Annotated in this window: 15 protein-coding genes; 5 read left to right on the forward strand and 10 right to left on the reverse strand. The window is 68.9% G+C overall.

The window, feature by feature from the left end; genetic code table 11:
- Positions 1-14: 14 nt before the first annotated feature.
- The 8 genes from OG413_RS44310 to OG413_RS44345 all read right to left on the reverse strand — a co-directional run bounded on the left by OG413_RS44310 (position 15) and on the right by OG413_RS44345 (position 6804).
- Positions 15-1265 carry a cytochrome P450 gene (locus OG413_RS44310; RefSeq protein WP_266815696.1) on the reverse strand — a complete coding sequence of 417 codons (1251 nt, stop codon included), beginning with the start codon at positions 1263-1265 and terminating at the stop codon, positions 15-17.
- A 32-nt stretch (positions 1266-1297) separates the two neighbouring features.
- Positions 1298-1882 carry an ATP/GTP-binding protein gene (locus tag OG413_RS44315; protein ID WP_266815697.1) on the reverse strand — a complete coding sequence of 195 codons (585 nt, stop codon included), beginning with the start codon at positions 1880-1882 and terminating at the stop codon, positions 1298-1300.
- Positions 1869-2225, reverse strand: a complete 357-nt coding sequence (locus OG413_RS44320) for a DUF742 domain-containing protein (protein ID WP_266815698.1) — start codon at positions 2223-2225, stop codon at positions 1869-1871. The genes OG413_RS44315 and OG413_RS44320 overlap by 14 nt, the downstream gene beginning before the upstream one ends.
- A gap of 5 nt (positions 2226-2230) precedes the next feature.
- Positions 2231-2668: a roadblock/LC7 domain-containing protein gene (locus tag OG413_RS44325; protein ID WP_266815699.1), complete on the reverse strand. Its 438-nt coding sequence runs from the start codon at positions 2666-2668 to the stop codon at positions 2231-2233.
- Positions 2665-4944, reverse strand: a complete 2280-nt coding sequence (locus tag OG413_RS44330) for a nitrate- and nitrite sensing domain-containing protein (protein ID WP_266815700.1) — start codon at positions 4942-4944, stop codon at positions 2665-2667. Before OG413_RS44330 ends, OG413_RS44325 begins: the two co-directional genes overlap by 4 nt.
- Positions 4945-5165: 221 nt before the next feature.
- Complete coding sequence (locus tag OG413_RS44335) at positions 5166-5675, reverse strand: hypothetical protein (protein WP_266815701.1); 510 nt, start codon at positions 5673-5675, stop codon at positions 5166-5168.
- 188 nt (positions 5676-5863) lie between these two features.
- Positions 5864-6271: a hypothetical protein gene (locus tag OG413_RS44340; RefSeq protein WP_266815702.1), complete on the reverse strand. Its 408-nt coding sequence runs from the start codon at positions 6269-6271 to the stop codon at positions 5864-5866.
- Between the two features lie 89 nt (positions 6272-6360).
- Positions 6361-6804, reverse strand: coding sequence for an ATP-binding protein (locus OG413_RS44345; RefSeq protein WP_266815703.1), 444 nt, complete (start codon positions 6802-6804; stop codon positions 6361-6363).
- 315 nt (positions 6805-7119) lie between these two features.
- On the opposite strand from OG413_RS44345, the gene OG413_RS44350 reads away from it, so the two are divergent.
- Positions 7120-8502 carry a Tat pathway signal protein gene (locus OG413_RS44350; protein ID WP_266815704.1) on the forward strand — a complete coding sequence of 461 codons (1383 nt, stop codon included), beginning with the start codon at positions 7120-7122 and terminating at the stop codon, positions 8500-8502.
- Between the two features lie 63 nt (positions 8503-8565).
- Positions 8566-9054: a TrmO family methyltransferase gene (locus OG413_RS44355; RefSeq protein WP_266815705.1), complete on the forward strand. Its 489-nt coding sequence runs from the start codon at positions 8566-8568 to the stop codon at positions 9052-9054.
- Positions 9055-9230: 176 nt separating this feature from the next.
- Here OG413_RS44355 and OG413_RS44360 read toward each other — a convergent pair whose 3' ends face one another.
- Positions 9231-9734, reverse strand: coding sequence for a hypothetical protein (locus tag OG413_RS44360; RefSeq protein WP_266815706.1), 504 nt, complete (start codon positions 9732-9734; stop codon positions 9231-9233).
- 320 nt (positions 9735-10054) lie between these two features.
- Here OG413_RS44360 and OG413_RS44365 point away from each other — a divergent pair, with 320 nt between their 5' ends.
- Positions 10055-10972: a helix-turn-helix transcriptional regulator gene (locus OG413_RS44365; protein WP_266815707.1), complete on the forward strand. Its 918-nt coding sequence runs from the start codon at positions 10055-10057 to the stop codon at positions 10970-10972.
- Positions 10969-11199: a DUF397 domain-containing protein gene (locus OG413_RS44370; protein WP_323138043.1), complete on the forward strand. Its 231-nt coding sequence runs from the start codon at positions 10969-10971 to the stop codon at positions 11197-11199. Before OG413_RS44365 ends, OG413_RS44370 begins: the two co-directional genes overlap by 4 nt.
- 170 nt (positions 11200-11369) lie before the next feature.
- Here the strand turns inward: OG413_RS44370 and OG413_RS44375 are convergent, their stop codons facing one another.
- Positions 11370-12113, reverse strand: coding sequence for an A24 family peptidase (locus tag OG413_RS44375; RefSeq protein WP_323138044.1), 744 nt, complete (start codon positions 12111-12113; stop codon positions 11370-11372).
- A 262-nt stretch (positions 12114-12375) separates the two neighbouring features.
- Here OG413_RS44375 and OG413_RS44380 point away from each other — a divergent pair, with 262 nt between their 5' ends.
- Positions 12376-13764, forward strand: coding sequence for a DUF2637 domain-containing protein (locus tag OG413_RS44380; protein WP_266815709.1), 1389 nt, complete (start codon positions 12376-12378; stop codon positions 13762-13764).
- The last annotated feature ends 104 nt before the right edge of the window (positions 13765-13868 follow it).

The raw sequence follows: 13868 nt of genomic DNA on the forward strand, positions 1-13868 counted from the left end.
GCTGCGCGTGAGGGTCACGTCACGGGCCCTTGCTGGCAGGTCTCCGCCGTCCTGGCGGCGGAGGCGGACGTACGGGGGGAGAGCTCGACGGTGATCGGGGCGGAGCTGTAGCCGCGCAGGAGGTTGTTGAGGACGCGGACTGGTTCGCCGTCGAGCGTGAGGTGGGAGCAGTGCGCGGCCAGGGCCCGCAGGACGGAGCGGGCCTGGAGCTCGGCGAGCGGGATACCGGCGCACAGGTGAGGTCCGCCGCCGAAGGCGAGGTGTCGATCGGAGCGGGGGCGCTGGATGGTGAAGGTGTCGGCGTCGTGGCCCCATTGCTGCGGGTCGCGGCCGGCGGATCCGTACAGCAGCCAGACCTGCTCGCCTTCGTCCAGGTGCACCCCGTCGATGCTGGCGGGCTTCGTCAGTAGTCGGCCGAATCCCTGGATCGGCGCTTCGAGCCGCAGGGATTCGTGGAAGGCGGGCGCGGCCCAGCGGAGCGGGTCGCGGCGCAGCAGCTGCCACTGCTCCGGGTGCCGGGCGAGCTGGACGAGGGTGTCGGTCAGGCCCAGGACGGTGGTGTCGATGCCCGCGGCCGTGTACGCGGAGGCGAGCGGAACGGCATCGCTCTCCTCGATCTGTCCGGCGTCGACGGCCTGGAAGATCGCGCCCATCCACGACTCGGGGGCGACCGCCTCACGGGTCAGATGTTTGTGGAGCATGTCGACCATGCGGGAGGCCAGGGGGAGGGCCTGCTGGTAGCGGTCGTTGGCGGGGCCGAAGACGTCGAACGTGGCGGCCGCGCCGTCGAGCATCAGCTCGCGGTCGGCTTCGGGCAGGCCCATCAGTTCCATCACCGTGTCGCAGACCATGTGCCGGGCCAGGCCGACGGCGTCGAACCGGCCGGAGGCCGTGTACGTCTCCACCAGCCGTTCGGCCCGGCTGGTGACGCGGTGGGTCAGGGACTTCATCGCGCGGGGGGCAAGCTGCTGGGACAGCACTCTGCGGAGCTTGGTGTGGACGGTGCCGTCCGAGGCGAGCACCGTGCTGGCGAGTATCTGGCGGTTGGCTAGGGCGGTGAGGGCTATGCCGGCCTCGGAACCGAACGTGTCGGGGGCCTTGAGGATCGCGGCGAGGTCGGCGTGGCGGGCGATGGCCCACACGTCGTACTTCTCCAGGTGCACGGCCGGCCCGGTGTTCCGCAGGGCCTCGTAGGTGGGGTACGGGTCGGCCAGCACACGGTCGTCGAAGAGGGGCAGCGAGCTGGTGGGCGCGGTGGTGGACATGGTCTCTCCCGGTCGTGGGGCGTCAGCGGTGGTCAGGCGGTCGCGGCGGTGCGGGAACGGGAGATCGCCCGGTCGATCACGGCGAGCAGGACGTCGCGCACGGAGTGCCGGTCGCGGGCGTCGACCATGCAGATGTCGTGCTCATCGACTGTCTTGAGTGCCGCGGCTATCTCGCCGCTGCTGAAGTCCTGCTGGTTGTCGAAGCAGTTCGCGGCGACGATGTACGGCACGCCGCACTGCTCGAAAAAGTCGAGCGCGGCGAAGGAGGCTTCCAGCCGGCGGGTGTCGACGAGGACGATCGCACCCTTGGCGCCTTCGACGAGGTCCGGCCACATGAACCAGAACCGGTCCTGTCCCGGAGTACCGAAGAGCATCAGCACGTCCGTGGCGAGGGTGATCCGTCCGAAGTCCATGGCGACCGTGGTGGTCACCTTGTCGGGGGTGCCCACCAGGTCGTCGACGGTGGTACTGAGGTGGCTCAGGCGCTCCTCGGTGCGCAGCGGCTCGATCTCGCTGATGGCGCCGATCAGCGTGGTCTTGCCGACGCCGAAGCCACCGGCGACGAGGATCTTCACGCTCTGCGCGGGCGGGCGCGGGCGGGGTTCAGAGCTGTTCAAGTCCGTTCCTGATTCTCATGAGGAGGTCGGTGTCCAGGTCGGTGTCGCCGAGGGTGCTTTCGTGGGTGACGAGTTCCCGGGTTTCGAGCTCGGCGATGAGGGCCGAAGTGGGGGTGAGCTTGAGGCGCAGGACGGCGGCGATCTCGGCCACGGCGATCCCGGTCGGCCGGTCGGCGAGTCGCAGGACCATCTGCCACTTCTCCGGGACACTGGCGATCCGGTCCGCCGGGGCCGTCGTACGGATCAGCGTCTGCATGACGATCCGCCCGCTGTCGTCCGCCCCTGTCGTGGCCAGGCGCGGGGCCGTCCACGTGAAGGGACGGACCCCGCGATGCCCGCTCACCCCGCTCAGCTCCCGGCCGCCGCACGGGGCGCGGTGTCCATCCGGAGCCGGAACGCGGAGGCGATCCTGACCGTCTCGCGTACGGCGTCTCCGAGACGGGCGTCGAGAGGAAGGACCACGACCAGCACAGATCCCCCGCCGCAGGCCGTAGCGATCACGTGGTACCTCTCCAGGGTGAGGTTGAGGTGCTTGAAGTGGCCGCCCTCCAGCGCCTTTGCCATCCCGTTGCCGAGGCTGGCCAGTCCCGAGGAGGCGGCGGCGACCGTGTCGTCCTGACCGTCGGGCAGTCCGTACGCGCACCGGGCGAGGCCGTCCGTGGCCAGCAGCAGCATGCCGACGGCCGAGGGCACGCTCGCGGCGAGCTGGTCGCGGAGGTTGTCGAACTGCGGGGCCTGGCCCCGCTGCTTGACTTCCACGGTGTTCGAGTGCTGTGTCAGGCTCATCGCTGGTCTCCTGGGTCGGTGTGCTTGATGTCGTCGAGAGCGTCGAACAGGTCGGTGTCGAGGACGGGCGCGGGCGCGGCGGGGTGCGCCGGGGGGCCGGAAGAGCCCGGTGTGTCGGTGCGGAGCTGGGCGGCGAGGTGGCTGCCGGGCAGCCGCTCGGGCAGTTGTCCGCTGCCGCCCCGCGGCTCCGGCGCTGGTTGCGGGGCGGGCGCGGCAGAGGCCCGGGGCGGGGACGCTTCCAGCGCCACGGCGCGCTGGCGGAGCTGCAGTCCGCTGCCCGTGACGTGGGACACCGGGGCGGAAGGTCGTTCGACGGCCGGCTGATCCTCGGGGGCGACGGTGTGCAGTGTCCAGGGCACCAGGACGATGGCCGTCACCCCGCCGAAGGGGGAGTCCCGCAGCGTCACCGTCAGGCCCATCCGCTGCGCCAGGCGACCGACGACGAAGAGACCGAACTGGTCCGTCTCCGTCAGCTCCTGGTACAGCGGGGTGTACGCCAGGCGGGCGGTGAGCCCAGCGAGGTGCTCGGCCTGCAGCGGCTGCCCGCGGTCCTCGACCTCGATGGCGATGCCGGCGGACGTGCCCGATACGCGGATGACGACGGGGAATTCCTTCGGGGAGAACTTCACCGCGTTCTCGATGAGCTCGGCCAGCAGGTGGATGAGCTCGGGCGCCGCGCCGGCCTGGATCCAGGCCTGGGCCCGCACGTCGTCCTTGGTCCGCCCCATGCCGTCGCTCTCGCCTATCGCGCTCATGACGATGTCCGCGATGTACACGGGGCGGTCGGAGCCTTCGTCCAGCCAGCCGCCGGAGAGCACCAGGAGGTTCTCGAGCAGGCGCCGCTCGCGGGTCGCGGTGTACTCCAGTGCGTAGAGCCCGGTGACCAGTTCCCGGTCCGAGTCGTAGCGCTGCTGCAAGGTGTCCAGGTCGGCGAGCAGGTTTCGGGTGAGGCCCGAGGCCCGGGTGGCGGCCATGGCAGTGAACCGCTGGAAGCCGACACGTTCCTGGGAGACCGTGAGGGCCGAGTCGGCGGCCTGGCGTGCCAGGGAATGGACCGCGCTCTCGATACGGGTGAACTCGTCCCCGACGAGGGGGGGTTGGTCGGGAAGGATCGAGATGTCGGCGGGTTGGCCGTGCTGCAGAGCCGTGACGATGGCCGGCAGGTGTTCCTCCGCCACGGCCATCGCCTGCTCGCTGACCTGGCGCGAGCGCCGGATCACGGTCCGCAGGAGCCCGATGATCAACGCGGTGATCACCATGATGGCGAGCAGGCTGGCGCCCACGAGCCACAGCACCTGGGCCCGGATCTCGTCCGCCCGCTGAAATCCGTGGGCGAGCAGACCCTGCGTGCGGGCCAGATTCAGCGCGGCGACCTTCTGGCTCACCCGTGCGTACGTGCCGTCCCAGTCCCGCAGTGCGGCGATGTTCCCCAGGTCGGCGCCGCCGTCGCCGGGCGCGTTGATCACGGACTGCTCGGCGCGCAGCAGCGACTTCCAGTCCGCGCTGCTGATGATGGCGTCGTACTGCGCCTTCTCCTTCGCGGGCAGGTAGGGGGCGATCCACCGCTCGTACATCACCCGCTGTGTGCCGAAGGCGGAGGCGAACGCGGTCCGGTGGGCGGAGCTCATCCCGCCGGACGGCAGGGACGCGGCTAGCAGGGTGTCCTGCTGAGCGAGCGCGTCACTGGCCCAGAACAGACCGACGAGCGGGCGGGTCTCCAGGGCGAGCGGTCCGTCGTCCATCGCGGACAGGGCCTGGTAGAAGGCGATCATCCGCGCGATGAGGTCGGTGTAGTAACCGGTGGCCGCGTCCGTGGTCCCCGTACGGGCGTCGACGCCCTGACGGGTCTGCGGGAGCTTCTCCAGTCGCGTGTAGATGTCCTGGACGTACTCCCAGCGCTGTCGCTCGTCCGTCTTGAGCGTGGTGCCGGACAGCGTCTTGAAGCTCGCGATGCCTTGGTCGGTCAGCCGCCGCTGCTTGGCCAGGGCTTCCTTGGTCGCGGCCGTGGGGTGAGCCAGGTACGCCGCGGTCAACTTGCGTTCGGTCTGCGCGCCCACGAAGAGCGGCAGGCTTGCTTCTCCTCCGAGGCGGCCGGTGGCCGAGTCGCGTCGCAGGCTGTCCTGCCGCTGCCAGTCCGGCCAGGCGTTCACCGCGACCGCGCCGATCAAGGCGGCGACCGTGATGACCGCGACCAGCACCAGCCGGGCGCGCACGGTCACGACGAGCCAGCGCTTTCTGGGCCGCCTCGGCTGAGCGGGGGAGATGTCGGGGGTCATGGAGTCCTCGGACGAAGGGGTCGGGGGCAACCGAAAGGGAGGGTGTGGACCGGCTGCCGCGGGGAGGTCTGGGAACCGCGGCAGCCGGGACGGCAGCACGGGGGATCTGCCTCGCTGTCGGCTTCCGGGATCCGGCCGACGGTGTGCCGGGCGGTCCCCCAGAGTCGGAAGCCGGAGCCCACGGACGAGCACCGGCAGCTCGTGTGCCGCCGGGCTCGGGTCTATGCGGGCGGCCCGCAGTCCGCCAGCGAACCCGCTGCGGCACTGACCAACTCGGCTGCCGGACTCGTCCTGCGGTGCGAGACGCCAGTTCGGGCGGGGCCCGGTGCCGGCCTACGGGCTAGCAGGGGGAGGGGGATCATCCCGGTCGTGTCGAGTTCGGGGTCGGCAGCGGTCTGGCTGCCGTCCACTGCCCAGCCTTCGGAGGGGCGGGGATCTGGTGCGTCCGTGCGACGCAGCCGGGCGTTCACCGGGATCGCATCGATCAGGTCGTGAGCGATCTCCGCGAGCCGAATGGTGAGGATCACCAGGAGCATGCGGTCCTTCGGCAACGGCTCCTCACGGATACTGCGTGCCTGCCTGACCGGGTCCGGGGCCGTGGCTTCGAGGATCTGCTCCAGGCGGGAGAGCCGTCGGCGCAGGCCCACGAGGAGCAGCGTGACGTCGTTGTCGTCGCGGGGAAAAGGGGACGCCCTCCTAGCCCGTTCCACCAGGTCCTCGACAGCGTGCACGGTGCCCAGAGGCGGGACGGGCCGCTGCGCCGGGAGGGCGGGGGAAGAGGGGCGCCTGCGCCAACCGAGCGCCGGCCGTAGTGCGGATAACACGTTGTCTCCGATCAGGGGGTGAGCAGCGGCGGGCGCATAATGTTGCTGCGGACTGAAGGGCTGCGGGTGTGTCCGGCGTTGCGGAAGGTTTTTGTTCACGGTGCGTCTCCCGCGAGGTCGAGGATCACGGAGACGCCGTGGGCGAGACGTCGAAGTCGTCCCAAGCCCGGTGCGCCTGCCGGTACCTCCTGGAGGACCGCCAGGCCGTGCTGGACGGCCTCGCTTGCGTCGGTCCCGTGAAGTTGGACGATTCGCCCCGAGTTCTCGCAAAGGATCTTGAGGACGGCTTCAAGCCTTGGCGTCCAAGCGGCGATCTGGGCTCGGTCCGGAGCGGCCGCCTCGCCCAGGACGTCTTCCAGCAGCGCCTCGGTCGCCTCGGCCTCTGCTGCTGCCGTGAACCGGGCTGACTCATCCAGTCGGTTCAGCAGGTGCCCGAACGCTTCCTCCCTCGCGCCGGTCGGCGCGGTGCGGACACGGGCCGCCGCGGCATTTGAGGGCGGCACGAGGCCCGGCGCGTTCGGCGGCTCGCTCTCGGAAGTCGCGTTTCTTGGCTGGGGACAGTGCGTCAAGGAGCGGGGCATCGGTTGGACCCTCACGAGGCTCGCCTCCGGGGACAGTCGAACTCCGTCCAGACGGTCTTGCCGCTGCGGTCGGCCTCGACGCCCCAGCGGTCGGAGAGCTCGTCAACGAGCCGTAAGCCGCGTCCGCTCGTCCGGCTCCCGGAGGGCTCCTGTTCCTCGGGCCGCACGCTGGACGGATCGCGCACGCCTACACGCAGCTGGGCATCGGACCACACCACGGTAACCGTGAGCGTGATTCCGGGCGGGAAGCCGTGGCACCCATGCAGGACCGCGTTGGCCATGAGCTCCTGACAGATCAGGGCGACGTCGTCGGCAACGTCCTCCAGGCCGTCCTCCTGCAGCAGGGTCCGCAACCTGCGACGTACGGGTGGGATGGCCGCCGGGTCTGCGGGGAACGAGGCCTTGAACTGAGGCACGTCCGAGCCGAGCACGTGGTGGAGAGGATGTTCTGTCACCGCACACACTCCTTGATCCGACAGGACAGGTCCCACGTGCGTCTCAACGGCGGCCCCGTCCGCCGAGCGGGCAGGGTTCCTCCGCGTCAGGTAGTGCACGTTCATAGGCCGCTTCTCCTCGCTTGCCAGCGTGCGATCAGCTCTGGCCGCTGAGTGGGCCCGTGTGGATGAGGTCGTCGACTCCCCCGCACCCCAGTGGCGTTGGAGGAATATCGTCTTCACGAGAGAACCGCGTTCGCGGACCAGCGGGTAGTCCGCCAGGCTCGGCAGCGCGATACACGTGATACAAGATCGTCTTGGGGACAGGGGCGCGCCATGGGGCGCACGCGCAACACGCGGTTGGAAGCCGTCATTCATGAGCTGGGCCTGTCGCAGCGGCAACTGGCTGCCCATTTCAGGTCGGTCGCCGCCGAGCACGGCGCGACCGAGCTGCAGAGCGTGGCCCAGCCGTACATCGCCCGCTGGATCGCCGGAGCACCGGTAGAGGGCCGCGCACCCTTTATCTTGGCCGAGACGCTCTCCCGCGGGCTCGGACGCCTCGTCACGCTTGTAGAGATCGGACTGGCGACAGACACCGAGCTCGGGCCGCAGCCGCCGGCGTGGAGCGACGACACTCTGACGACGCTGGTGACGCTCGGGAGCACGGACATGGATATTGACCGCCGACAGCTGATGGCCAACTCGGTCTACTCGGTGGCCGCGCTGGCCCTCCCCGAGGACCAGTGGTTTGAGCAGGCCGCAGACCGGGCCCGAACACGCAGGCCCCTGTCGAACTACACGGTGACGGCTCAGGACGTCGAAGACGTCCGCGACATGGCCGCCATTTTCTCCAGGCGCGACCAGAAACGTGGGGGACGTGCCGGGCGCACGGCCCTCGTCGCCTACCTTCGATCCGAAGTCGCGGAACTGCTGAGCGGCCGGTTCCCCACCGAGGAGATCCGACGCGGCATGACCTCGGCGGCTGCCGAGCTCGCCTACCTGTCCGGCTGGACCGCCTTCGACGGAGGCGAGCATCCACTCGCCCAGCGCTGGCTCACGATAGCCACCAAGCTCGCAGAAGAGGCCGGAGACGCACCCCTGGCCGGCCACGTGCTCCGGGCGATGGCCCATCAAGCAGTCGACCTCGGAAAGCCGCAGCAAGCCGTCCGACTCGCTGAAGCCTCCCTGGCCAGCCGCCGCTACGCCCAGGCGTGCTGGCGGGAGCGGTCCCTGCTGGGTGTGGTGCATGCCCGCGGCCTGGCCGCCGCAGGAGAGAAGAAGGCCGCCATCGCCGCGCTGCTGCGGGCTGAAGATGACCTCGGCCGTGCCAACGCGGCGGATGTTGAGCCGCACCGGGTGTTCTTCTTCGGCGAGGCCAGCCTCGCCCATGAGACCGCCGCCGCGCTTCGCGACCTCGGCGACCTTCCAGGTGCTGAGAAGCAGTTCCGTCACAGCGTCCGAACCCGTCGCGGCCAATTCGCCCGCACCCATGCGGTGACCCTCGGCTACTTGGGCGCCGTGCAAGTGCAACAGGGCCAGCTCGAGGCCGCGTGCAACACCTGGGGTCAGGCGCTCGACGCCATGACCGGAGTGCAGTCGGGCCGAGCCAAAGAAACAATTGTTCAAATGAGGCGGTCGCTCAGCCCGTTCCGAGCGCGAGGGGGAAGCCCAGCCGCCGAACTCGACGCCAGAGCACGCGCAGCGCTCGGCGTAGGCTGACGCGGCCGAAGCTCGTCCGCGTCCCGAACGGACTAGCACCCCAACCCGAGTGAAGGGGCCCTCGTGTCGCAGCAGTTCATCAATGTGCCGGTTATCGGCAGGGTTGTTGGAGGCCACACCGGACGGCTTGACGACTACAAGGGTGGAGTGGTGTCGATCATCCGATTGGATCCGGACTTCCCTCAGGAGACCCTTCAAGGCATCGAAGAGTTCTCCCACCTTCAGGTCCTCTGGCACTTCCACGAGGGTTCGGCCGCCGACGTGGCCCTGCACGCTCGAAGCCCGCGGGACAATCCGGCGTGGCCGGCCACCGGCACCTTCGTGCACCACAACCACCGGCGCCCCGCCCGCATCGCCATCTCTCACCCCAGGCTGCTTCGGGTGGACGGGCTGGACCTGCACGTCGAGGACCTCGACGCCGATGAGGGATCCCCCGTCATCGACCTGGTGGCCTGCTTCAGGGAGTTCCTGCCTCGCGGGCCGGTCACGCAGCCGGCATGGCCCGGCGAAATGCTCACGAACTACTGGGCGGACTCCGAAGAGCGTCCTTAGCGAGACAGCCGCCAGGGCACGCGGGCCCGGCCCTTGCTGAACACGAGCACCTCGTCTGAACCGCCTGCCAGCAGGGCTCTCTGCCTGCGCCGTGGCCAGCGCGTCCAGAGCATTGATCTCAGGCAGGGCGGGGTGCGGGCTACGGGCGGGCGGGCGTGAAAGCCCGCGAGGCGTGGTCACAAGCCTTCCCGGATCGTGGGCGTGACAGGAGACAGGCGCGAGTCACTGCCCTCTGGGCGGACGAGCATCAGCAGCGCGGGCCTCCCGCCGATCCACTGGACGACGGCTTCGTAGTGGTCGTCCGAAGGGCTGATCACGTCTCGGTTCATGACCGCGATGCCGTCGACGAAGCCGAGCTGCAGCAGGCGGCACGCCTCGAGCCAGCCCGGCCGGTCGTTCGGGTTGTTGGTGCCGTACGAGTCAGTCACGTAGTAGCTGACCGCGCCCTCCGCGTCTTCGACGCACTGACGCAGGGCGCTCAGGTCCTCGTCGGCGCTGCCGTTCGTGCAGTTCAACGCGTATGTGACGTAACGCGTCTGACGACGGCTCTCCGGGGCCGGCAGGGTGTCCCACCATTCGCGGTTGTTGGAGACCCGCAACCGCTGCAGGTACAGGCCGCGGTTCGCCGCCGGCCTGAGCGTCGGCTGCCACTGGCGCTGACGCTTGTTGTCGAGGTCCATCCACGGCCTGTCAGGACGGGGCTCGGTTGGTAACGCTCGCGCTCGCATCGCAGGGTCTCCGTCGTTGGGGGCGTGGCTCCGCCCTGACGGGACACGGACGGGCCATTCCGGTCGGGTCTGGGGCCCCCGACCGCGTTCAAGCAGCAAGATGTAATGCAGCGTGATGCCTGGAGTGCGACTAGATGTACCGCCGCGCTCCTTGCTGCACTCAGCTTGCTCCTTTTAGCGGTGAACTCGCAACAGCGATGGCAGAATTGCCTGAAAGAGCGAACATGCGTCCGGCATCGTCAGATGAGTCGCCGTCGTGCAACACTGCGTCCATGACTCAGAATCGTGCGTCGACGACTCGTGAGCGCGCGTCGTCGAAGACCCCCAAGCGCGCCACACCCACCGTCATGCGACGTCGAGTTGGCGCCCAGATCCGTCGGTGGCGCGAGCCAATGCGGTCAGGCGAAGCCGCGAAGCTCATGCCGGGCTGGGACACCACGAAACTGAGTCGCATCGAGCGCGGCCTGTATCGGATTTCGGGTGACGAGGTACGAGACCTCTGTGCCAAGCTCGGCGTCGACGACGCGGAGGGGATCAATGAGGTCGCGAAGGTCGCTGAGGAGCCGGCAGGAGGTGACCACGGCTGGTGGAAGGCTTACGAAAGCCGCGTGAGTCAGCCGCTCGTCGACTTCGTTCAGCTCGAAGCACGGGCCAGGAAGATCAGCACGCACCATCCGGTCGTCGTACCCGGCCTGCTCCAGACGCCCGGCTACGTACGGGAAATCATTGGTGGCATGCCGGTCTCCGTCAGCCCCGAACGGGCTGAGATGCTGGTCTCGATCAGGCTCTCGCGGCAGGAAGTGCTGACGCGGAAGGACAACCCGGTCCAGCTGCACGCGCTCGTTCCTGAGTCGGCATTTCACGCGCACTTCGAAGCGGGCCCCGGCATCATGCGTGACCAGTTGCGCAAGCTGATCGACGCCTCGAACCAGCCGAACGTGGATCTTCAGGTGATCCCGCTCAACGCGCACCCGGCCTACGGCTCCAACGGGGCAACCACGACTCTGAACTTCGGGCACCCGTGGGTACCTGTCGTCAGCGTCGACAACCCGATGGGCGGCACCCACAGCGAAGATCCCGAAGAAATCGCCTACATGGAGAACGTCTTCGCGCTCGCTGCCGCAATCGCACTTCCCGTGGACGAATCACGGGATCTCATCACCACGTATCTGGAAGGACAGTCCAAGTGACACCCAAGACCCTCATGGCCACGGACCTGCCTTGCGCCGCCTGGCGCAAGTCGTCGTACAGCGGCGCTCAGGAAGGCCAGTGCGTCGAGGTCGCCAACGTCGTTGAGTCACACCAGGGCATCGCCGTCCGTGACTCGAAGGACCCTAACGGCCCTGCGCTGCTGATCAACCCGGCCTCGTTCGCCGGATTCATCTGCGATGTCGCCAACGGACGCTTTAACGGCTGACCTCACCTACGACGAGCGGCCCGGTTCCCCCCACGGCAGATGCGGGGGGAACCGGGCCGCTCTCGTACGCCGTACCCGTGGATGATCGAAGCGTACCTGCGACAGCCTCGCAGCGTCAGGGTCCGCCGCGCCCCAGGCACAACCGCAGGGCTGGGCGGTCTCACCGTCGACTATGACGCAAGCACCGATACGCCCAGTGCTCCGATGATCATGTAGGGGCCGAACGCTACGCGCCCACGCATGCGGCCGCGTACGAGGTTGACCACAGCGCCAAGTGCGAACATCGCGAAGGTTCCGAGGAACACGATGCTCCAGCTGTGCCAGCCGAGCAGGGCCCCGAGGGCGGGGGCGAGTTTCACGTCGCCGAGTCCGATGCCTCCGAAGGTCATGAGGAAGAAGACGGCCCCCAGTGCTGCCGCGGCGGCGAGGGAGCGGAGGAGGCTGCCTTGTTCTCCGCTCGCGGCGGCGCCTCCCAGCAGGACGATGACCCCGGCGAAGGCCGGGAGGGTGATGACGTTGGGGAGCCGGTGCACCTTCGCGTCGATCAGAGCCAGCGCCGTTCCGCATGCGGCGACCCAGTAGTGCGCCGCGGCGGTCCAGCCGGTCATGCCGCTTGCAGCGATGAGGGCGAAGGCGAAAGCGGTCACTGCCTCGGGGAGGCCGCGGTCTGCGGACCAAGGCGTTCGGCACGCCGAGCATCGGCCGCGAGGCGGGGAGAGGAGTGGTACTGCTGCTCGAAGGGGTGCGTCACAGGCGGGGCAGGACCGCCGGAGTGGTGTGTGGGCGGGAACCGTCCAGACGAACAGCAGGGGCCGTGCGGCCGTGCCGGCTATGAGGCCGGCGAGCAGGGCGACGGTAGTTGTCAGCGCGGTCATCACGGCGGCCCCCGGGCGGCGTCGTTCGATCCCCGGCATATGCCGGGATCTTGGAGCCTAGGGGAGCCGCGCTATCGGTTCGACCCTGTATCGGCGTGACGGTGAAGACAACGACCAGGTCACAGGGTGCGTCTCGGGGGGAAACGCGGTGGATGGGGAGGGCCCGCGCTCCTACCGTTCAGATCCGGAAGCGCGTTCGCCGAAAACTGCGGAGGGACGGAATGTCACACGGTCGCCGTTGAGCACACCTCTATGGGCGACGGCGCTGCGCGCACTGGCACGACGAAGGGGGCATGAATCCATGACGACGACCGGTGATTTCGGCAGGGCGGCACCGGCGGGGGACCACGGGCGCCGCCGGATCGTCTGGACCCGCGGGCGCCGGGTGACCTTCGGAATCATCGGGTTCGGCTCGCTCCTGATTGCGTTGACGGGGTTCGTCGGCTCCTACACCGCCGTGCGTGATCTAGCGGTAGAGAAGGGATTTGGATGGTTTGCATTGATATTCCCGCTTGGTATAGATATCGGAATTATTGTGATGCTGAGCCTCGATCTTGCCCTGACCTGGGTGGACTTGCGGTATCCGCTGCTGCGGCACATCGCGTGGCTGCTCACCATCGCCACGGTGGCGTTCAATGCAATGGCTGCATATCCGGACATACTTGCCTCGGTCATGCATGCGACTATCCCACTGTTGTTCATCGCGATCACCGAGGCTGTCCGGCACGCGGTCGCCACCGCGACGGCTCGCGACGCGGGGCGAGAGGACTACGCACTCTCCCTGGGGCGCTGGCTGCTTGCCCCGTGGTCGACATGGCTGATCTGGCGCAGCCGAAAGCTCTGGCCGAGCACGATCCCTTCGTACGAAGTCGCGCTTGAGCTGTTCCAGAGGAAGCTGGAGTACCGCCAGGAGCTGCGCGACGAGTACGGATGGCGTTGGCGGAGGAAGGCCAGGCGCGACGAGCTCCGGCCGCTGCGCCGGAGCCGTCTCGGGTACGCGGTCCGTCCGGCGGCGGAGCCAGTTCCGGCCTCCGGGCGGCCGACTACTTCTGAGGTCGTCCCGGAAGAAGCATGTCTCCCGGCGAGGCTCGCCGGCCGGGCCCTTGAGGCCGCTGTGGAGCACGGCCCGGCGCGGTCGGCGGAAAGCCCCGCCGACCGCTCCCGCTCTCAGGTACCGGAAGGGGCTGCGGCGGCCGTCATCGGGCCCGAATGGGAGACGGCCCTCGATCATCCCGGCGAAGACCCCCCCGCGCAGGACACTGCCGCGTCCGCGCAAGCCGAGGATCCTGCGGACGACTTGGATACCGGTGACGCTGGTGCGGTGGACGACGACAAGGAAGACGACGCCGAGGAAGACCCCGAGGACGGTGACGCGGACGTGGATGCCGACAAGAAGGGGGAGGTCGACGAAGTCGACGACAGCCAGGCCGACCCCCTGCCGGAGATCCCTCTGGGGACCGCGCCGGACAACGAGAGTAAGCGCCAGCGGGCCGAACGGATTTACCTCGCCCACCAGGACGCGGGTGTCGAACTCACCCGCGCGAACCTCACCCGGTGGGCCGGATACCAGAAGGCAGGGTCAGGCCGCACCGCCTATGTCGAGCTGGAGCGGAAGTACGGTCCCATCGTCGTGCGGGACGAGGGAGCGGACTACTCCGTGCGTGAAGAGCTGACGCCCGCGCATTCCTGACCGCGGGCCGGTGAGGGCTTGGCGGGCAAGACCCGTTCAGTCATCGTCAGGGGCACTTCCGAGCCACGCTACCGGCCTGCCGGCCGCGGTCTTCCCTCAGTGTG

It is taken from the genome of Streptomyces sp. NBC_01433, assembly GCF_026340105.1.
Lineage (GTDB): Bacteria > Actinomycetota > Actinomycetes > Streptomycetales > Streptomycetaceae > Streptomyces.